The sequence below is a fragment of the Neorhizobium sp. IRS_2294 genome (assembly GCF_050500145.1).
In the GTDB taxonomy this organism is placed as follows: domain Bacteria; phylum Pseudomonadota; class Alphaproteobacteria; order Rhizobiales; family Rhizobiaceae; genus Neorhizobium; species Neorhizobium soli.
The window spans coordinates 1,977,114-1,997,014 of record NZ_CP191439.1 but is presented as its reverse complement, the minus strand read 5'-3'; the positions used below and the strand labels follow the sequence as shown (position 1 = coordinate 1,997,014).

19 protein-coding genes are annotated in these 19,901 nt (G+C 60.7%); 7 read left to right on the top strand and 12 right to left on the bottom strand.

Annotation, left to right across the window (positions count from 1 at the left end; genetic code table 11):
- Positions 1 to 6 precede the first annotated feature (6 nt).
- The 4 genes from ACQY1K_RS09675 to ACQY1K_RS09660 all read left to right on the top strand — a co-directional run bounded on the left by ACQY1K_RS09675 (position 7) and on the right by ACQY1K_RS09660 (position 4,197).
- Positions 7 to 870, top strand: coding sequence for a D-amino-acid transaminase (locus ACQY1K_RS09675; RefSeq protein WP_430258964.1), 864 nt, complete (start codon positions 7 to 9; stop codon positions 868 to 870).
- Positions 871 to 976: 106 nt separating this feature from the next.
- Entirely contained in the window at positions 977 to 1,219 is a 243-nt protein-coding gene (gene hfq, locus ACQY1K_RS09670) for an RNA chaperone Hfq (RefSeq protein ID WP_007757453.1), read from the top strand.
- A 2-nt stretch (positions 1,220 to 1,221) separates the two neighbouring features.
- Positions 1,222 to 2,652, top strand: a complete 1,431-nt coding sequence (hflX, locus tag ACQY1K_RS09665) for a GTPase HflX (RefSeq protein WP_209903444.1) — start codon at positions 1,222 to 1,224, stop codon at positions 2,650 to 2,652.
- 273 nt (positions 2,653 to 2,925) lie between these two features.
- Entirely contained in the window at positions 2,926 to 4,197 is a 1,272-nt protein-coding gene (locus ACQY1K_RS09660; RefSeq protein ID WP_062580972.1) for an MFS transporter, read from the top strand.
- Between the two features lie 92 nt (positions 4,198 to 4,289).
- Here the strand turns inward: ACQY1K_RS09660 and ACQY1K_RS09655 are convergent, their stop codons facing one another.
- The 5 genes from ACQY1K_RS09655 to cysG form a co-directional block, all read right to left on the bottom strand.
- A complete protein-coding gene (locus ACQY1K_RS09655; protein WP_092660723.1) occupies positions 4,290 to 5,105 on the bottom strand; it encodes a ferredoxin--NADP reductase in 816 nt (271 codons plus the stop codon).
- Between the two features lie 128 nt (positions 5,106 to 5,233).
- Entirely contained in the window at positions 5,234 to 5,743 is a 510-nt protein-coding gene (locus ACQY1K_RS09650; RefSeq protein WP_430257208.1) for a DUF934 domain-containing protein, read from the bottom strand.
- Complete coding sequence (locus ACQY1K_RS09645) at positions 5,743 to 7,416, bottom strand: nitrite/sulfite reductase (protein WP_430257207.1); 1,674 nt, start codon at positions 7,414 to 7,416, stop codon at positions 5,743 to 5,745. Before ACQY1K_RS09645 ends, ACQY1K_RS09650 begins: the two co-directional genes overlap by 1 nt.
- A gap of 21 nt (positions 7,417 to 7,437) precedes the next feature.
- Positions 7,438 to 7,752: a DUF2849 domain-containing protein gene (locus ACQY1K_RS09640; protein ID WP_430257205.1), complete on the bottom strand. Its 315-nt coding sequence runs from the start codon at positions 7,750 to 7,752 to the stop codon at positions 7,438 to 7,440.
- On the bottom strand, positions 7,752 to 9,194 hold the full coding sequence (cysG, locus tag ACQY1K_RS09635) for a siroheme synthase CysG (protein ID WP_430257203.1): 1,443 nt from the start codon (positions 9,192 to 9,194) through the stop codon (positions 7,752 to 7,754). The genes ACQY1K_RS09640 and cysG overlap by 1 nt, the downstream gene beginning before the upstream one ends.
- Positions 9,195 to 9,419: 225 nt before the next feature.
- Here cysG and ACQY1K_RS09630 point away from each other — a divergent pair, with 225 nt between their 5' ends.
- Both ACQY1K_RS09630 and mazG read left to right on the top strand, forming a co-directional pair.
- Positions 9,420 to 10,001: a nucleoside deaminase gene (locus tag ACQY1K_RS09630; RefSeq protein WP_430257202.1), complete on the top strand. Its 582-nt coding sequence runs from the start codon at positions 9,420 to 9,422 to the stop codon at positions 9,999 to 10,001.
- Between the two features lie 17 nt (positions 10,002 to 10,018).
- Positions 10,019 to 10,849 carry a nucleoside triphosphate pyrophosphohydrolase gene (gene mazG, locus ACQY1K_RS09625; protein WP_430257200.1) on the top strand — a complete coding sequence of 277 codons (831 nt, stop codon included), beginning with the start codon at positions 10,019 to 10,021 and terminating at the stop codon, positions 10,847 to 10,849.
- 61 nt (positions 10,850 to 10,910) lie between these two features.
- Here mazG and ACQY1K_RS09620 read toward each other — a convergent pair whose 3' ends face one another.
- From ACQY1K_RS09620 to uvrB, 7 genes are all read right to left on the bottom strand, one after another.
- Positions 10,911 to 11,297: a hypothetical protein gene (locus ACQY1K_RS09620; RefSeq protein ID WP_430257199.1), complete on the bottom strand. Its 387-nt coding sequence runs from the start codon at positions 11,295 to 11,297 to the stop codon at positions 10,911 to 10,913.
- Positions 11,298 to 11,936: 639 nt separating this feature from the next.
- On the bottom strand, positions 11,937 to 12,134 hold the full coding sequence (locus tag ACQY1K_RS09615; protein ID WP_062456430.1) for a hypothetical protein: 198 nt from the start codon (positions 12,132 to 12,134) through the stop codon (positions 11,937 to 11,939).
- A gap of 140 nt (positions 12,135 to 12,274) precedes the next feature.
- The gene (locus ACQY1K_RS09610) at positions 12,275 to 12,730 is read right to left on the bottom strand and encodes a DUF3828 domain-containing protein (RefSeq protein ID WP_430257198.1); all 456 of its coding nucleotides are present in this window, start codon (positions 12,728 to 12,730) and stop codon (positions 12,275 to 12,277) included.
- Between the two features lie 66 nt (positions 12,731 to 12,796).
- A complete protein-coding gene (locus ACQY1K_RS09605; RefSeq protein WP_430257197.1) occupies positions 12,797 to 13,882 on the bottom strand; it encodes a beta family protein in 1,086 nt (361 codons plus the stop codon).
- 19 nt (positions 13,883 to 13,901) lie between these two features.
- The gene (locus ACQY1K_RS09600) at positions 13,902 to 14,405 is read right to left on the bottom strand and encodes an ImmA/IrrE family metallo-endopeptidase (RefSeq protein ID WP_430257196.1); all 504 of its coding nucleotides are present in this window, start codon (positions 14,403 to 14,405) and stop codon (positions 13,902 to 13,904) included.
- Between the two features lie 18 nt (positions 14,406 to 14,423).
- Entirely contained in the window at positions 14,424 to 14,831 is a 408-nt protein-coding gene (locus ACQY1K_RS09595; RefSeq protein ID WP_430257195.1) for a hypothetical protein, read from the bottom strand.
- Positions 14,832 to 15,013: 182 nt separating this feature from the next.
- On the bottom strand, positions 15,014 to 17,992 hold the full coding sequence (gene uvrB / locus ACQY1K_RS09590; protein WP_430257194.1) for an excinuclease ABC subunit UvrB: 2,979 nt from the start codon (positions 17,990 to 17,992) through the stop codon (positions 15,014 to 15,016).
- Positions 17,993 to 18,422: 430 nt separating this feature from the next.
- Here uvrB and ACQY1K_RS09585 point away from each other — a divergent pair, with 430 nt between their 5' ends.
- Positions 18,423 to 19,901, top strand: coding sequence for a DUF1800 domain-containing protein (locus tag ACQY1K_RS09585; RefSeq protein ID WP_430257193.1), 1,479 nt, complete (start codon positions 18,423 to 18,425; stop codon positions 19,899 to 19,901).

Genomic DNA, 19,901 nt, shown 5'->3' with positions numbered 1-19,901 from the left:
GGGATCATCATGCGTATCGCTTACGTCAACGGCCAGTATGTCATGCATTCCGAGGCTGCTATCCATATCGAGGATCGCGGTTTCCAGTTCGCCGATGGTGTCTACGAAGTCTGCGAGGTCCGGGACGGGCTGATCGTTGATCTGACTCGGCATCTGAACCGGCTCGACCGCTCCCTCAGCGAGCTGCGCATGGTCCAGCCCATGAGCCGCGCGGCACTCACGCTCGTCATTCGTGAGGTGTTGCGGCGCAACCGGGTTCGCAACGGCATCTTCTACATGCAGGTGACGCGCGGTGCGGCAAAGCGCGACCATTTCTTCCCGCCGGAGGGGACGGCTCCGACCATCACGATCACTGCCAAGAGCACCGATCCGTCGCTGCTTGCCAAGAAGTACGCGACCGGCATCAAGGTGATCACGCTTCTCGAAAACCGCTGGGATCGCGTCGACATCAAGACTGTGGGTCTTCTGCCCAACGTTCTGGCCAAGCAGCAGGCCCGTGATGCGGGTGCCCATGACGCGATCTTCGTTACGCGGGACGGCATGGTGCTGGAAGGTGCTTCCGCCAATGCCTGGATCGTCACGCCGGAAGGCGAGCTTGTCACGCGACCGGCCGAGCACGGGATCCTCAAGGGCATCACCCGCACGACGGCAATCGACGTTGCGGCAAAGCTCGGCCTCGTTTTTGTCGAGCGGGAGTTCTCCGTGAACGAAATGCTTGGCGCCCGCGAAGCCTTCATGACGTCTGCAACCGGCATTTGTGTACCGGTCGTCGAGATCGATGGTAAGCCTGTCGCGAACGGCCATCCAGGCACTGTCTCAAGCGATATTAGGGACGCTTTTTTCGCGATTGCGGAGAAGACGGCGATTTGATAACCAGACTGTCAGGGGAAGGGAAACACGAGGGCGTTTCCCGCTCAACTCTAGAAATTTTGATCAGCTTCCGGCAATGACCGGCAAGAAAGAAAGAAGCGACGCTATGGCGGAACGTTCTCAGAACCTGCAGGATTTGTTTCTCAACACAGTCCGCAAACAGAAGATTTCCCTGACGATATTCCTGATCAACGGGGTGAAGCTCACGGGCGTCGTGACCTCGTTCGACAATTTCTGTGTGCTTCTACGCCGTGACGGACACTCGCAGCTCGTGTATAAGCACGCTATCTCCACCATCATGCCGGGTCAGCCGATGCAGATGTTCGAGACCGAAGAGAACGCTGCTTAAGGATCGATAGAATCTCCAATCGTGATACCTCGAACGAATCAATAGTCCCGGAAGCTGAAAAGCACCGGGACGACATGCGCGCTGTCGTCATCGTGCCTGTGCTGAAACAGAGCCGGGCACGCAGCGGGCAGGGTGAGGCGACAGCCACGCCTGCGCCCTCAAGACCTGCCGCGCCGCAGCGATCCAACGAAGCCCGTCTTGAAGAAGCGACCGGCCTTGCCCGTGCGATCGATCTCGAGATCGCCGAAGGCATGATCGTAACCGTCGGTCAGCCGCGGCCCGCCACGCTGATGGGCACCGGCAAGATCGAAGAGATCAAGGCACTTCTCGACGAGAAGGATGCCGGGCTCGTCATCGTCGATCATCCGCTGACACCTGTCCAGCAACGCAATCTCGAGAAGGAATGGGGCGCCAAGGTCATTGACCGCACCGGCCTCATTCTGGAAATCTTCGGCCGCCGTGCCTCCACCAAGGAAGGCACGCTGCAGGTCGATCTCGCTCACCTGAATTACCAGAAGGGCCGCCTCGTTCGGTCCTGGACCCACCTTGAACGCCAGCGCGGTGGTGCGGGCTTCATGGGCGGTCCCGGTGAAACCCAGATCGAAGCCGACAGACGGCAGTTGCAGGACAAGATCATCAAGCTCGAGAGGGAGCTTGAACAGGTCGTGCGGACCCGCCAGCTGCACCGCGCCAAACGCCGCAAGGTGCCGCATCCGATCGTGGCGCTGGTCGGCTATACCAATGCCGGCAAGTCGACGCTGTTCAACCGCATTACCGGCGCCGGTGTGCTGGCCGAGGACATGCTGTTTGCGACGCTCGATCCAACGCTGCGCCGGATGAAGCTGCCGCATGGCCGCACCGTCATCATGTCCGATACGGTCGGGTTCATCTCCGATCTTCCGACCCACCTTGTCGCCGCCTTCCGCGCGACGCTGGAAGAGGTGCTGGAAGCCGATCTCGTGCTGCATGTGCGCGACATGTCCGACCCTGACAATGCCGCCCAGTCGGCTGACGTGCTGCGCATCCTCGCCGATCTCGGGATCGACGAGAAGGAGAGCGAGAAGCGCATCATCGAGGTCTGGAACAAGATCGACCGGCTCGACCCGGAAAGCCACGACGCGCTGTTCGAGCGTGCCCAGGGGCGCGCCAACATCATGGCCGTCTCGGCGATCACAGGCGAAGGCGTCGAGGCACTGCTCGATGAAGTCTCGAACCGGCTTTCCGGCGTGCTGACCGAGGCCGAGATCGTGATCCCGGCCGATAAGCTGGCACTCGTCTCCTGGGTCTACGGCAATGCCGTGGTGAGCGAGCGTGAGGACAATGAGGACGGCTCGGTGACGCTGGTCGTCAAACTCACGGATCGGCAGGCTTCTGAACTGGAGCGCAGGCTCGGGAACGGCGCAAAGCCGGACAAGGAAGAGTGGGAGCGGTAAGACGGTCCTTCTTCATTCCCTGTAGCTGCTGCGAAGGTTCGCGGGAGCGTATTTCCCTCCATACGGATGGTAATTCGCTTTGTGAACCTATGTCGGAAAACGCCAGTCCAGTAACGCTCCATTGTGATACGTATTCATCTTCGTGGCGCGAAGCTAACACACTGACAATATTTGAGTATTAAATAGGGTTTACGCGTAATTCACGGGCGGCGGAAGCAACCAAAGCTTGGCGGATGCATTTAGGCTGCGCTCTCCAGCTAAGGTTCGCTCCTGATGACATCATCCGTTCTTCACAAATCTGCGGGTGGCAATCCACCGCGCATCTTCTCCGACCGATCTCTGGCGGCGCTCTGCCTCCTCAATTTCTTTCTAGCCGATGCGCGTGATGGGCTCGGGCCGTTTCTTGATGCTTTCCTTGCGACGCAAGGCTGGTCATCGATGTCACTCGGCCTGATCGCCACGGTCGGTGGTTTGATCGGGCTTGCCGCAACGCCGCTTTGTGGGGCGCTGGTCGATGGAACGTCGTGGAAACGGGCGCTCGTTGCCATTCCGGTCGTGGTGGTCACCGCTGCAGCGCTGGTGACGCTTCTTTCCCCCAATCCGGCAATTGTCTGGATCGGTCAGATCGGGACCGCCGTCGTCGGCGCCGTGATCGGTCCGGCACTGGCCGGCCTGACGCTGGGTCTCGTCGGCGAGAAGCTGTTTTCGCAACAGATCGCTCGCAACGAGTTCTGGAACCACACAGGCAATTTCGCCTCGCTGTTTGCCGTCTACGTCATCATCTCGCTGTTCGGCCAGGGTGGCATGATCTGGCTGATGATCGCGACGGCGTTCGGTGCTCTTGCGGCAGTCGCAATGATCGATCCTGATCGCATCGATCACAAGGTCGCCCGCGGCCTTGCGGCGGACGACGGCAGCGGAGCAGACGCTAGCGCGGCGGAGGCGCCATCCGGTTTCAGTGTGCTTCTGAAAAGCCGGGGACTTATTCTGCTCGCACTGATCCTGATGATCTTCCATTTCGGCAACGCGCCGATGAGCCGGTTGATCGCCCAGCAGTTCGCCATCGAACTCGGAACACCATTCCGGACCACGGCGATCATCACAGGCATCGCCCAGCTTTCGATGGTGGCTGTCGCGGTCGTGACGCCGTTCCTGATCCGAAGGCTTGGCCTTGCCGCGACGCTTGCGATCGGGCTTGCAGCGCTGCCGATCCGCGGGTTGATCGCCGGCAGCTTTGACGGTTTCTGGGTGGTATGGCCCGTCCAGATCCTCGACGGCGTCGGTGCCGGGCTGCTTGGCATCGTCACACCGGTTGCGGTGGAACGCATCCTGAAGGGTACAGGCCGTTTCAATGTCGGCTTTGCGAGCTTGATGACGGTCCAGGGCCTTGGCGCATCGCTCAGCAACGTCGTTGCCGGCTATGTGGTCAGCCAGGGAGGCTATGCGGTCTCTCATCTCGTCGGGGGCGGCGTCGCGCTGATCGCCGTGGCCGTCTTCGCGATCTACCACAAGGAAATCGCGCCTTCGCAAAAGTCGATCGGCTGAAAAAGGAATGCCGCGATCCCGGCTCAGTTCGGGGATAGCGGCATTTATAATCAGATCATTAGACCGGTCTTTTAAACCGATATCTCAGAAGCTTACCCAACAAATGCGCGTTCGATAACGAACTCGCTCGGCTTGTTGTTGGCACCTTCGGTCAAGCCGGCATTTTCCAGCCGTTCCTTGGTGTCTTTCAGCATCGCAGCCGAGCCGCAGATCATGCCGCGGTCGACAGCGGGGTCGAGCGGCGGCACGCCGAGATCGGTGAACAGCTTGCCGTTGTCGATCAGGTCGGTGATGCGGCCCTGATAGGGGAACGCCGCGTCGCGGGTGACGGTCGGATAGTGCTTCAGCTTGGTGCCGACGACTTCGGAGAGGAACTCGTGATTGCGGATCTCTTCCATGAGGTCGAACCCGTATTTCAGCTCCGCCACTTCGCGGCAGGTATGGGTGAGGATGACCTCGTCGAACTTCTCGTAGGTTTCCGGATCGCGGATCAGGCTTGCGAACGGAGCAATGCCCGTGCCGGTCGAGAACATGTAGAGACGCTTGCCGGGCGTCAGCGCGTCGAGCACAAGCGTGCCTGTCGGCTTCTTGCGCATCAGAACCGTATCGCCCGGCTTGATCGCCTGCAGATGCGATGTCAGCGGGCCATCCGGAACCTTGATCGAGAAGATTTCAATCTCTTCGTCCCAGGAGGGGCTGGCAATCGAATAGGCGCGGTAGATCGGCTTATCGCCGACCATCAGGCCGATCATGGCAAATTCGCCTGACCGGAAGCGGAAGCCTGCCGGACGTGTCATGCGGAAGCGGAACAGATGATCCGTGAAATGCTCCACCGAAAGCACGGTTTCGGCGTAGACTCCATCCGGGATCTTCACGGCAAACTCTTCGGTCTTGGCAGGTGCGTTCATAGTCTCGTCCGTTACTCGGTCAGATTGGTTTCGCAGCAGCGAAATACACTATCGAGCCGCGCTTATGAAGCAATCGGCCGCGCTTTCTGGCCGATCGCTTAGAAAATATGTCTTCTGAGGTCAGCTTTTCAAGCCGGCACCGAGCGGCGGCGCCAGCTATAGCCTTCGCCTGGCTCCGCAGGACGCGCCGTTGGCTGGTAGTGGACGTCAATGCCGGGCAGGCGGCCTTCCTCCAGACGCTGCAGCGCAGTCGCGTTGGTGACCGCGAAACTGTCGATGCCACAGCGCAGCATCAGCGGGACCTGGTCGATCAGCACGTCGCCTACGGCGCGCAACTCGTTCTTATAGGCGAGCCGATCGCGCAACAGCGAAGCGTGGCTGAAGGCGCGGCCGTCGCTGAAGGCTGGAAACTCCACCGCTACCAGCTCGATGCGGTAGAGATAGGGCTCAAGCTTCCGGACGTCGTCGGCGGGCTTGATCAGCACACCGAGACCCACATCGTTGCTGGCTTCCGCCTTCTCGACGAATTCGGCAAGCGGAAGCAGCGGCTTCTGCTCGCCCTCGGCCTTTACCTCTTCCGTCTCGATCACCCAGGGGTCGCTGGCGACGAAACCGGTCTCTCTCCAGATCTTCGCCATCACGCAGCCTCCGCCTTCGCGTCACCGTAGAGCGCATCCTTGAAGGGCTGTGGTCCGACGCGGCGATAGGCGGCGAGGAAGGTTTCCTCCTGGCCCTGCCGAAGCCCGAGATAGGTGTTGACGATGGTTTCGATCGCGTCCGTCACCTTCGACGGCTCGAAGCCGCGACCGATGATTTCGCCGATCGACGTGTTCTCGTCCGCAGAACCGCCAAGCGTGATCTGATAGAGCTCGGTGCCCTTCTTTTCGACGCCCAAAAGGCCGATATGGCCCACATGGTGGTGGCCGCAGGCGTTGATGCAGCCGGAGATCTTGATCTTCAGCTCGCCGATTTCCGCCTGCCGCTCCGGGGAGCCGAAGCGTGTGGAGATCTCCTGCGCGACCGGGATCGAACGGGCGTTCGCCAGAGCACAGTAATCCAAGCCGGGACAGACGATCATGTCCGTGATCAGGTTGGAATTTGCCGTTGCCAGATTGTGGGCTGCAAGGGCGCGATAAAGCGGCTCGAGATCGGCCAGCGCCACATGCGGCAGGATGACGTTCTGCTCGTGGCTGATGCGGATTTCGTCATGGCCGAATTCTTCGGCCAGATCGGCCATCGCATCCATCTGCACATCGGACGCATCGCCCGGAATGCCGCCGATGGGTTTCAGGGAGATGGTGACCATGCCGTAGTCCGGATGCTTGTGCGGCTGGACGTTCTGATCCACCCAGCGGGCAAAGTTCTCGTCCTGCCGCTTCCAGCTCGCGAGTTCCTTCCAGCCCTCAGCGCGGTTCGGCAAGGCGGGCGGTGCGAAATAGGCGGTGATCGCCTCGATATCCCGTTCCGGCAGCTTCAGCTCGGTGCCCTGCAGATGCTGGAATTCCTCCTCCACCTGACGGGTCAGTTCCTCGACGCCGGTTTCGTGCACGAGGATCTTGATGCGGGCCTTGTACTTGTTGTCGCGGCGACCGTTGAGATTGTACACCCGCATGATCGCGGTCGTGTAGGAGAGGAGATCTTCCTCGGGCAAAAAGTCGCGGATCTTCTTGGCAATCAGCGGCGTGCGGCCCTGTCCGCCGCCGACATAGACGGCAAAGCCGATCTCGCCTTTGTCGTTCTTCTTCAGGTGCAGGCCGATGTCATGCACCTGGATCGCGGCACGGTCGCGCTCAGCGCCGGTCACGGCGATCTTGAATTTACGGGGCAGGAACGAGAATTCGGGATGAACCGACGACCACTGGCGCAGGATTTCCGCGTAAGGGCGTGGATCGGCGACTTCATCGGCTGCAGCGCCGGCGAAATGATCGGCCGTGACGTTGCGAATGCAGTTGCCCGATGTCTGCAGCGCATGCATTTCGACGGTTGCGAGTTCGGCCAGGATATCCGGTGTATCCGACAGTTTCGGCCAGTTATACTGGATGTTCTGCCGTGTTGTGAAATGGCCGTAGCCGCGGTCATACTTGCGGGCGATATGGGCCAGCATCCGCATCTGCTTTGCATTCAGCGTGCCGTAGGGGATGGCGACGCGCAGCATGTAGGCATGCAGCTGGAGATAGACGCCGTTCATCAGGCGCAGCGGCTTGAACGCATCCTCGGCAAGCGCGCCGGAGAGGCGGCGCTCCACCTGATCGCGGAACTGCTCCACGCGGCCTTCAACAAATGCGTGGTCGAATTCGTCGTAACGATACATGATGTTCCTGAACTCTCGGTATCAGACTGCGATGAATGCCGGATCGGCGTGGCTGTAACCGGTGGCATAATCCATTGTCGGGCCCTGTGCACGAATGCGTTCGCGAAGACGTGTGGGCCACAACTTGCCTTCGGTTTCCTCGACATCGATGACATTGACGTCGACAACCTTGTTTTCGGCAAAGTCACGCTTGCCGATTGCTTCCAGAGAGGAAACGGCTTCCGCGTGGCGCGCCACAAGCGCGTCCTGCAGGTTTTCCGTCCAGCGGCCGGCGGCATCAAGCCAGACGGCGATGCCATCGGACAGGCGGTTGGCAGTCAGAACCTTGTCGGCCATTATTCCACTCCAATGCTTGCCCGCTCAACCGTCCTTGCAAAGGCGGAAAGCGGTTCGGACTTCTCAAAATTCGCACCAGCGACGGCTTCGCCGATGATCACCATGACCGGGCCATCGAGATCGTCGCGGGCCTCAAGCGCCGGCAGTTCCTTCAGCACCCCGTGGAACAGCTTTCGGTCGGTGCGGCTGGCATTCTCGATCACGGCGACGGTGGTGAGCGGCGAGACGCCGGCCTGCATCAACCGTTCTGCAACCGATGCTGCAACCGTGCGGCCCATATAGACGGCAATGGTGGCGCCGGAGATTGCAAGGCTTGCCCAATCCGGGAGCGCTTTGCCGGCAAGGTCATGGCCGGTGGTGAAGATCAGCGACGAGGCGACACCGCGAAGGGTCAGCGGCAGCTCGAAATCGGCAGCAGCGGCAAAGGCCGAGGTGATGCCGGGCACGATCTCATAAGCGATGCCCGCTTCGCGCAAGGCAGCCATCTCTTCGCCGGCGCGGCCATAGACCAGCGGATCGCCGCTTTTTAGCCGCACGACGCGCTTGCCCTGACGACCGAGATCGACCAGCAGGCGGTTGATTTCGTCCTGGCTCTTGGAATGGCAATTCTTGCGCTTGCCGACCGAAAGGCGTTCCGCATCGCGGCGGCCGATATCGACGATCACTTGGGGAACCAGCGCATCGTAGACGATCGTATCCGCTTCCATGAGCACGCGCTGGGCCCGCAATGTCAGGAGATCCTCGGCGCCTGGACCGGCGCCGACCAGCCAGATCTTGCCCTCGGCCTTGCCGGTGACCGAGAGAAGAGCATCTGCGGCACGGCGGGCCGCGACATGATCGTTGGCGTCGACGGCATCGGCAACGTCGCCGGAGAAGAACCGGCGCCAGAAGATGCGACGCGAGACACCGCGCGGGACGGCGCGTTCGACGGCGTCGCGGTAATCGGTCGCAAGCGAGGCAAGTCTGCCGAGCGATGGCGACAGCATCTGATCGATGCGGGCGCGGATTATCTGGGCAAGCACCGGACCAGCACCCTCGGTGCCGATGGCGATGGCGAGCGGGGCGCGGTTGACCAGTGCGGGCGTGAAGAAATCGCAGTGATCGGGCTGGTCCACGCCGTTGGACGGAATTCCGTGCTCCCGGGCAGCGATGACGATGGTCTGGTCGAGAGCCTGATCGCCGGTGGCGGCAAACACGAGCGTCGCGCCTGCCACCTGCGCGGCGGCAAAGGTCTCGCGGATCGGCTCGATCTTGTGCTCAGTGAGCCATGCGGCGTAATCGGCCTGCGGATCATTCGCATAGGCGATGATCAGCGCGTCCGTATTGGCGATCAGCCGCGCCTTGGCATAGGCCTCGTCGCCGTTGCCGAACACGGCAACGTTTTTTCCGCGCACGCGAAAAAACGCCGGGAAGACCGACAGGCGTTGAAGGCTCTGAGACATGCGATTATCCTGCATCATATGAACCTGAATATCCACAATGCGGTGGCATAATTGAAGAAATGGATGTGCAAAAGGCCGGGGCGCCCGGTATTTCTGTTTCCCGTTCGCTCGCTTCTTGAGCAAAAGCCACCGCCAACCTTCCGTTTATTGTCCTGAGCATGACGCGACCGTAACCCGACACAAGTTCGCCACCCCCCCGCAGCCGACCCAGATCAAGAGTGCCCCATGACCATTGCTTCCCGCCTTCTCGATGTCATCGAGCACGATATTCTGCCTCTGACCCAAACTGGCGTTGCCGCCGGCAACAAGGTGTTCGGGGCGGCGATCCTGCGCAAGTCCGATCTGTCGCTGGTGATTGCCGAGACCAATAACGAGCTGGAAAATCCGCTGTGGCATGGCGAGGTGCATACGCTGAAGCGCTTCTACGAGATTGATTCCGGACTTTCCGCCAAGGATCTGATTTTCCTCTCGACTCACGAACCGTGCACGATGTGCATGTCGGCGATTACCTGGGCCGGGTTCGACAATTTCTACTCGTTCTTCAGCCATGAGGACAGCCGCGACGCGTTCGCCATTCCGCATGACCTGAAGATCCTGAAGGAGGTGTTCGGGCTGGAGCCGGGCGGCTACCGGCGGTCCAACGCGTTCTGGAACTCCTACTTCATCAGCGACATCATCGAGGCCGAGGAGGACGACGCCATCCGGCAGGACCTGAAGGCCCGGGCGGAGCGGATCCGGCAGCGTTACCAGCTGCTGTCGGAAAGCTATCAGGCCGGCAAGGCTGACAACACGATACCGCTCAATTGAAGGCCAAGGATTTCGGCATGCATGCTTCGAAGGATATTTCCCGCCTGATCGAGATCATGGCGGCGCTGCGCACGCCGGTGACCGGTTGCCCGTGGGACCTTGAACAGAGTTTCGAGACGATCATTCCCTATACGATCGAGGAGGCCTACGAAGTCGCCGATGCGGTCGAGCGGCATGACATGGACGATCTGCGCGAGGAACTGGGCGACCTGCTTTTGCAGGTCGTGTTCCATGCGCGGATGGCGGAGGAGGCCGGAGCGTTTGCCTTCGGCGATGTGGTCGAGGCCGTCACCACCAAAATGATCCGCCGGCATCCGCATGTGTTTGCGCGCTCCGATGCGGATACGCCGGGTGCCGTGAAGCTTCAGTGGGATGCGATCAAGGCCGAGGAGAAGCGCGAGCGGGCAGAGCGGCGGGCGCTGCGCGGCACGACCGACACTGCCAAATCCGGCTTTCTCGGCGGCGTGCACCGGGCCCAGCCGGCACTGAGCGAGGCCGTGAAGCTTCAGCAGCAGGCCGCCCGCGTCGGCTTCGACTGGTCGGAACCCGGCCCGATCCTCGACAAGATCGAGGAGGAAGTTGCCGAACTGCGCGAGGCCCTGGCGGCTGGGCAGCCCGAAAAAGTGTCCGACGAACTCGGCGACCTCATCTTTGCCCTCGTCAACATCGGCCGCCATGTGGATGCCGATCCGGAGACGGCGCTGCGTGGCACGAATGCGAAATTCCGAAGGCGTTTCAACCATATCGAGACGGAACTTCAGAAATCAGGCGAGACGCTGGAGGCAGCAACGCTGGAGCGGATGGAGGGGCTTTGGCAGGCGGCGAAGGCGATTGAGCGGGCGCTGTAAGAAGCTCAGCTTCCTGCAGCCTATCTCGGCCCGGCGGGGCTGGTTCTATCCGCGGTCCGCGTTACGGCAGGGATGGTGGGGGCAGTTTTTCGCGGGCCCGGTAGGCCGCCATCCATCGCCTGGCATCCTCGTCCGGGAGCGCGTTTCGGGCGACCTCGACACAGGCATCCTGCAATTCACGCTCGATGGCGGAAGGCGATGCGAACATCATGCCCTGCCGGCCGAGATCCGCGCGGGCGGCAAGCGCGATGAGGTAGATCAGGGTAAAGCTTTCGGGGTAGTCGGGGCCGAAATTGATCAGACAGGCAGGGGCGCGGGTGTCTAGATCGACATGCAAGCATCGGTTGGCGCGACGGCATTCGCGCCGGAGGCAGGCCTGCGGAAAGGCCAGTATCTCGGCCGTGCAGCATGCCAGATGGGTCTCGATTTCCGTGATTTCGACAGACATGGTGCTTCTCCTGTCCGGTTTCGGATGATCCGCCTGCGCAGGGCAGACGTGTGCCTTGGCGATCGAGGGATGGAAAATTCGGACGGGGCGCCGGAAGCTGCCTCGATATAGAAAGTAGTGGGTGACACCTTTCGGCACCCCGTTCAGCGGTTTTTGCCCGCGACTCCGGTCTCTCTGCAATGACCCGGCCGGGCGGTTGTTCGCCGCCAGCTTCCCGGTGTTTTCGACGGATCAGGAATCCGGCGAAACCACCCGGCGGGCCACCTTGTGTGCCGCACAGGCACATCCGGCGCGCTCTTTCGGGCATCGGAAACCGGCGGTCGGTCCGTGACCCGCCTGTTTCCCCCGTGTCGCCGGAGGGAGACCATTTTCCGCGGACCCGGAGCATGGGGTTTTGCGTCCTTTCCCCATGACCCGCGCCGGTTCCGCCTCGCCGGGACGCCTCCCGGTGTATCCGCGACGGAACGCAGCATTATAGGCACGGAAAAAAACCGTGAGGATGTAACATGCGTTAAGTCATTGTAATTTGGTGAGTCGGTGCGCCAAAATCCGCCGCAGCGGAAACAAAAGCGCTGTTATCGAGTCGCATCTAAGGACCGGAAAGGCGGGCGTTGCGCCCTCGGCGCGAAAAGCTGCCGCTCAGCGCGGCGCGGTGCCGGCCAGTTTCGACTGCACGAGATCGACGCTGCCGCGAACATGGATCGTCACCGGTTTGCCACCGGCACCCGTGACCGCCAGCGCAATCACCGAGACGTCTTCCTCATAGGTGGTGACGTAAAGGACCTGAGCCTGATTGACGTAAACGGGCTGATTGTGGGTGTTCTTGAAGCCAATCATCGTGGCTGTGCTCCATCTTCGTTGTGAAGAAGGTATCGCATGGAAGGGGTTGATGGAGGGTGAATGCGGGTGGTGATGGTGTATGGGGATGGTGGCGCTTTGGCAGGCGGCGAAGGCCGGCGCCGCGACGCCCCGCGGATCTAGTGGCCGCCGAGCAGATCGCGCAGGCCCCATTTGACCTCGCCCTTGCGGTTTTCGATGTCATCCACCTTCCAGCCGCCGTTTTCGCGCACGAGCGTGTAATGCAGCGTGACCGGCCCAAAATTGCGGAAGAACACATCGAGTTCGACGCGGTCGCCGCTTCCCTTGAGCGGCCCGAGCCGCACATTCGTCGCCTCTCCATCCTGCCCTGATATCACCGGATCGAAATCGATCGTGCCGATCTCGTCATCGGACGTGCGGGCGCGATCGGCAACAAACAGCTTGGCCAGCCCGCGCGAGAAAAACGGCTGGTAAGGCGAGGGCGCATCCGCCGGCGTCTTGTCGAGATCATAGGCATAGAGCGCCTTGATCAGCGCCTCCGGGGTTTTGTAGGTCTCGGCCTGGACGGCAAAGGCGGAGAGGAGGAGCAGGGTTAGGGCGATGAGGGTGCGCATGGGCGGCCGGAGGCGTGTAGGTTTGTAAGGGTTGGGTTGGTGGCAGAACCAGCCGTTTCGTCGAGGTTAATCTTCCCAAGTTTCGTCGAGATCAATTCCGCGAATATCACCATCGTTGAAGAACGCTTGAATATGTAAGTGGATATTCACTCTGGCGGCAATATTCTTCTGCGGAGAATTAATTCCTAAGGCTGGGCTGGTTGCAGTTTGACGGATCATGAATTCACCCCAAATCCCGAGTCCACTTACCTGATCCCGCCATTCGTCACGAGCCATTATCGCTGAGGCCGCGTCGTCAAATCCCCAATCATCTTCTTTATTGCGTGCTGAAAGCCATCCATTCCTGACGGCGAGATCAACGCGAGGTTTAGGCGGGCCAGCTCTCTCGTGTGTTCGCGGCCGCGTGCTTCCCCAGTCGCCAAAGGTTATCCTTTGGCGGTTCGTCTGCTGGGTGAGGTCCGCCAAGAACTGTCGATTGTCGAATGGCACAAAATCAACGCCCTCGACGTCTGCATAGCCCTTTGGAATGGTTGTATAGGACACCACCATAGGCACTTGAGCATCAATATCTGCTAGCTGTGTGCGGATCAGGTTCCCAACAGTTAGACGCATGGGCAGCGTATCTCTAAGCCAACCAGATTCGACAATAATAGCGTAGTCGGCCGAACCGACCTCGTTAATCGCCGCGATGGCCTCATTGAGGTTCACGGGAATCCTGTCGAGCTCAATTCGGAATGCGAACGTTCGATCCATTTCCTGAAATGCGGCGATTTGTTCGACAATCTGTGCCCGTGTCTGGTGTTCTACCTGGAGACATGGGCTTGCCATAGGTATAGTTTCGATAAATCCAATCCAGTTTGCATAGTTGCCCGCAGGATCCTGTAAATCAACCCATTGTTGCTGCGCGAAGGCGTCGTCGTTCGTAATTCGGTAATCCCGATCGATGTCGAGAAAAAAGGGACGATTGGGAAAGGCCTTATTTATACGGTCCACCGCTCGCGCCAGTTCGTTGGCATTTGGCCATGGTGCGAGCAAGAAGTTTGGCTGAATCCTATCCTTGGTAGCGGCAGGCAACCGCTCTAGCCCGTTCATCTCACTCGCTCGAATAGCGAGAGTAGGAACGTAGTTTAGGTTGGTTATGTTTACAGCCATTGCTTGCCACTTCCGCTTGTTAAGCTGCCATCCGAATTTCCATTGCCGCCTTCGACACACCGAATTGCTCTGCTAGAAGCTCGACCGTCGTCTCACTCAAATTCTCACCATAACGCGAGAAAGCGTTTTGTAATGCTTTCTCAGGCATGACGATCTGCGATGCCAACCTGTTTGCCTCGTACTCGATTTGCTCGGAAGCTCCCGAACGGTATAGAACGTTGTCAGTCAGCTTGCCCCCCATGTCGTCAATGATGTGACGGTGCAAAAGGAAGTGAGCTATTTCGTGCGCCAGCGTAAACCGTTGACGTTGTCGGCTCTCATGCCGATTGATTTTGATTTCGTAACCGCCTTCGATTTTCGAGATCTGCCCTGACACATTTAGTGGCAACGAGGACACTTTTACCTCCAACCCCAAAGCCTTGGCGATAGCACCCAATTTCACCGGAACTTCCCCCAAGTATCGTTCCAAGACATCGCGATCAGCCCTTGGGATTTTCAGCCATTCTCTTGTCGAGGATGCCATGTTGATTAGCCTCTCTTTTTATTCGCGCGGCGACGACCCATCGTCACCGTCTTCGTTCGAACCGCCAGAGTAAATCGCTCGTTCCAGAGCATTGCTCAAACGACCGTCTTTTTCCATTCTACCTAGTTCTCTCTCCACCATATCAGGGAGATCTGCTCTCACTCGAGTCTCAGCGTTGGAAACGGATTCGGTACGGATGATCTGGAATCCAAAAACCGCAGCGACAGCAACGATAAGTGCGACGCCCCCTAAAACGACGGTAGCAACAGTGAGGTTGATGGCCGCAAGATCAGCGTAGGTCAACTCCAAGGGTTGCGATGTAGTTGCTCCCTCCGCAAAATGGAAATTGATGTTAAAAAATATCACTAAGGCCGCGCCGGATAAAACGCCGACAACGATCTTGGTAATCTCGGTTAATATCCTCATCGAACTATCCACCCTCACTTTAAGCAATAGTTTGATTCGGTCGAATCTATCCAAGAATTCCTAAGGCCAGGTACAGCCTATTGGCTCATGTTATGCATTCGGCGCTGAACTCGGCATTAGAACCGATTCACTAACCAAATGCTTTGGCTTGCCACGGAGCAGATTTTCATTTTGACGTGTCCCTATCGCCCCGGCCGTCCCGTCTTGCCCTTCGTCCGACGCTTTTGCTGCTTGGCGTCGGTCGCGTCCTCGTAACTCCCGGCGCCGACCTTTCCGCGCACGATGGGGCGGGGGTCGTCCTTGCCTTCGCCCCGTTCCGGCTGGCCTTCCAGCAGCGGCGAAAAGCGCTTCTTGGTGCTGATCGTTTCCGGTGGGCGTTCCGGCAGGGCGCCGGGGGCGGGTTTTTCGGTGCGGCCGACGGTCATCTCGTCGAGGGAGTTTCGGCGGAACAGCGGGGTGGCCGTGTCTGTGCCCGGGCCCATGTCGTCGAGCGAGGGTTTGGCGAAGTAGGAGGGTGATGCCTCGTCCCCGGCCTTGGCGCCTTTGCCTTTGCCACCGCCCAGCGAGGTGCGGGTGGCTTCGGCGCTGCGGCGCACGCCCTCCTGGGCTTTGGATTCCTCGCGGGCGATCGGGTCGTCCATGGTGGCGAGTTCGGAGGCCTTGAGGCGTTTGATCTCGTCGCGCAGGCGGGCGGCCTTTTCGAAATCGAGGTCGGCTGCGGCGTCGCGCATGGATTTCTCCATCGCGTTGAGATGGCTCTGCAGGTTGTTGCCGACGAGGTGGCCGCCGTCTGCAAAACCCTTGCCGGAGGCGCCGGAGATATCGGCGCGGACGTGGTCGCGCTCATAGACGCTGTCGAGAATGTCGGAAATGCGGGCCTTGACCGACTCCGGCGTGATGCCGTGTTCGGTGTTGTAGGCGACCTGCTTTTCGCGGCGGCGGGCGGTTTCGTCCATGGCGCGCTGCATCGAGCCGGTGATCTTGTCGGCGTAGAGGATGACCTTGCCATCGACGTTACGGGCGGCGCGGCCGATGGTCTGGACGAGCGAGGTTTCCGAGCGCAGGAAACCTTCCTTGTCGGCATCGAGAATGGCGACGAACCCGCATTCGGGAATGTCGAGACCTTCGCGCAAGAGGTTGATGCCGATCAGCACGTCGAAGGCGCCGAGGCGCAGGTCGCGGATGATCTCGATGCGTTCCAGCGTGTCGATGTCCGAGTGCATGTAGCGGACGCGCACGCCCTGTTCATGCAGGTATTCGGTGAGGTCTTCGGCCATGCGCTTGGTGAGCACGGTGACCAGGGTGCGGTAGCCCTTTTCGGCGGTCTCGCGGATCTCGCCGAGCACGTCGTCGACCTGGCTGCGGGCGGAACGGACTTCGACCGGCGGGTCGATGAGGCCGGTCGGGCGGATTACCTGTTCGGCAAACACGCCGCCGGCCTGTTCCATTTCCCAGTTGCCGGGCGTTGCCGACACGGCGACGGTGAGGGGGCGCATTGCATCCCATTCCTCAAAGCGCAGCGGCCGGTTGTCCATGCACGACGGCAGGCGGAAACCGTATTCGGCCAGCGTCGCTTTCCGGCGGAAGTCGCCCCGGTACATGCCGCCGATCTGGCTGACGGAAACGTGGCTCTCATCGATGAAGAGCAGGGCGTTGTCTGGGATATATTCGAATAGCGTCGGTGGCGGCTCGCCAGGCGTGCGGCCGGTGAGATAGCGCGAATAGTTCTCGATGCCGGCGCAGGAGCCGGTCGCCTCGAGCATTTCGATATCGTAGCGGGTGCGCTGTTCCAGACGCTGCGCTTCGAGCAGGCGGCCGCCCTTTTCGAGTTCGTTGAGGCGGAGCTTCAGCTCTTCCTTGATCGACTTGATGGCGCCGTTGAGGGTGGGGCGCGGCGTCACATAGTGGGAGTTGGCGTAGATCTTGACCGATTTCAGGTCGCCGGTCTTGTGGCCGGTCAGCGGGTCGAATTCGGTGATACTGTCGATCTCGTCGCCGAACATCGAGATGCGCCAGGCGGCATCTTCAAGGTGGGCGGGGAAGATCTCGATCGTATCGCCGCGCACGCGGAACGATCCGCGGATGAAATTGATGTCCTGGCGCTTGTATTGCTGGGCCACGAGATCGGCCAGAAGCTGGCGCTGGTCGAGCTTGTCGCCCACGGCCATCTGGAAGGTCATGGCGGTGTAGGTTTCGACGGAGCCGATACCATAGATGCAGGAGACCGAGGCGACGATGATGCAGTCGTCGCGTTCCAGCAGCGAGCGGGTGGCGGAGTGGCGCATGCGGTCGATCTGTTCGTTGATCGAGGATTCCTTCTCGATGAACGTATCGGAGCGCGGCACATAGGCTTCCGGCTGGTAATAGTCGTAGTAGGAGACGAAATATTCCACCGCATTGTCGGGGAAGAAGTTCTTGAATTCGGAATAGAGCTGCGCCGCCAGCGTCTTGTTGGGCGCCAGGATGACGGCCGGGCGCTGCGTGGCCTCGATGACCTTGGCCATCGTGAACGTCTTGCCGGAGCCGGTGACGCCGAGCAGCACCTGCGATCGTTCGTTGTTGTTGATGCCCTCGACGAGGTCCTTGATGGCGGTCGGCTGGTCGCCGGCGGGCTGATAGTCCGAGGCCATGCGGATGGTGACGCCGCCTTCGGATTTCTCGGGCCGGTGGGGACGATGCGGCGTCCACATCTTGCCGTCCTTGAACAGCGGGTTGCCGCTTTCGATCAGCGCCGAAAGGGCCTCCACCGTGGCGGTGACGGCGCCGGTGGCGAGGTGTTCCGCCTCTTCCAGCGAGACATCCATGCCCGCGACCGGATTGAGACCGGCGGCGGCGCGGGTTTTCGGGTCCGACGAGCCGCCCATCGACGTGCCGCGGGACGATTTCGACGAGGTCGTGTGCTTGGCGGTTTTCGGCGTGTCTTTCGCGGCGGCCTTGATGGCCTCTTCGCGGGCGGCGATCTCGATCTTCTTGCGGTGCTTGCCGGCCTTGGAGGCGATCTCGCGCTGGGTCTCGACGCCAGACATTTCCGCCTCGGCTTCCAGCTGCCTTACCCAATCCGAGACATTCCCCTCCAGCGGCGCGCCTTCAAACGACGATTGCGGGGATTCCTCGAAACCGCTGGGCTTGGAGGAGGGAGATTTTTTCGGAGATCTGGCCATGCCGCGAATATGGAGGCGGGATGGCGGAAAGTGAAGAGGGGGATGGTGGGAAAATGAGTACAAAAGGGCAACGGGGTAGTTTGTGCTTTTGGCGCGGTCTCCAGCAGATCCCGAAGGCTACCATTGTCCACAGTTCTACGATGCATAGCGTGGGCTGCGTCTCTCACATCCCCACGCCGTAAAGTAACCGGATGACAGAATGTTGTATCGACCGTGGCTGGACAGGCGAGCCGTCGTTGGCGATATCGCAGCTGATGGCATTCTTGCCGAGGCATGTTGAAATCGTTTAGAGGGGCCACTTCCGAGGTTCTTCGGTCCCAGACGGCGGTTGGCTGGCGGCAAATCGTCCGGGTCGCGAAATGGCCGTAATTGTCTTTCGTTTCGGACACATTCGTCTCCGACTCTGGGGGACTGAAACAGGAGTGGCCGGATGGCGATTTCGAGACCGACATTGGCAGCGATTCGCTACGGGTACGGATTGCGTCCCGGAGAAGAGCCGCCGCGCGATGCCGAGGCTCTGCTGGCCCAGCTTGATCAGGCTGCCAAGCGGAAACTGCGGTTTCCCCGCGAGGGAGCGGGTGGCCGCCGCGAGACGGCCTCTCGGGTGATGTCGTTGCGGGCGGCCGAAGCGAAGGCGGCGAAGGACGGCAAGCCGAACGAAAGCATTCGCAAGGAAACCCAGAAGGAAGCGCTGCAGATCTATCGGCAGGATGCGATGGCGCGGCTGGCGCAGGCGATCCTGTCGCCCTTCGGGTTTCACGAACGGTTGGCATCGTTCTGGACGGACCATTTTTCCACCAGCGCGCTCAAGTCGCTGCCGATGCGGATGGTCGTGCCTTTGTACGAGGCGGAGGCGATCCGTCCCAATCTGGCCGGGTCGTTCGCGAACCTGCTGAAAGCCGCCATGCTGCATCCCGCGATGCTGATCTATCTCGACCAGAGTGATGGTGCCGGCATGGACGCCCCCGCGGGGCGGCCGGGCGGGCGTGCCGTGAACGAAAGCCTTGGCCGCGAACTGCTGGAACTGCACACGCTGGGAGCTGGGAGCGGGTATACCCAGGAGGATGTCCGGGCCGCCGCGCTGATCCTGACGGGACTGTCGGTCGATCGCCGCGCTCTCGAAGTCGTCTACCGGCCACGCATTTCCGAAGGCGGCTCGATCAGCTTGCTCGGAGAGGTTTATGAGGACGACGAGGCGGGGAGCCAGGACCATCTACGGATGCTTGAGGATCTGGCGCTGAACCCGATGACGGCGGAACATGTCTGCCGAAAACTGGTGATCCACTTCGTTGCCGACGAACCCCCGGCGGATGTGGTTGCCGCGATGACGGCAGCCTGGGCTGAAACCGAGGGCGATCTGAAGGCCGTCTATCGTGCCATGCTGGATCATCCCCGTGCCTGGAGCGATCCTGGACAGAAGATCAAGCGTCCGTTCGAATTCGTCGTGTCCGGATTCCGAGCCGTCGACATTTCCGATAAGGACCTCTCCCGGTTGCTGGACGAGATGGACGACGATGAGCAGGAAGACGACGGACCGATGCGAAAGGCGCTGAAGATGGCCAGCAGCACGGCTGCCCGCGCGGATGCCAAGCAGCGTGCCGCGCGCGCCAACGACCTGACGCTTGCCGCGCTCCAGCGGATGGACCAGCCGATTTGGCAGCCACCGAGCCCGGCCGGCTATGCCGACCTGGCGAGTGTCTGGCTGTCGCCGGGCCAGCTGAGCGAGCGGATCGCCTGGGCGCGGCTGATGGCCGGCCGTTTCGGCCAGAGGCGTGATCCCGGCACGTTTCTCGATGCGGCGCTCGGGGACGCGGCGGGCCAGAATACCAGGGACGTGATTGCTCAGGCACCCAACACCAACCACGCCATTGCGATGGTTCTGGCGTCGCCCGAGTTCAACAGGAGATAG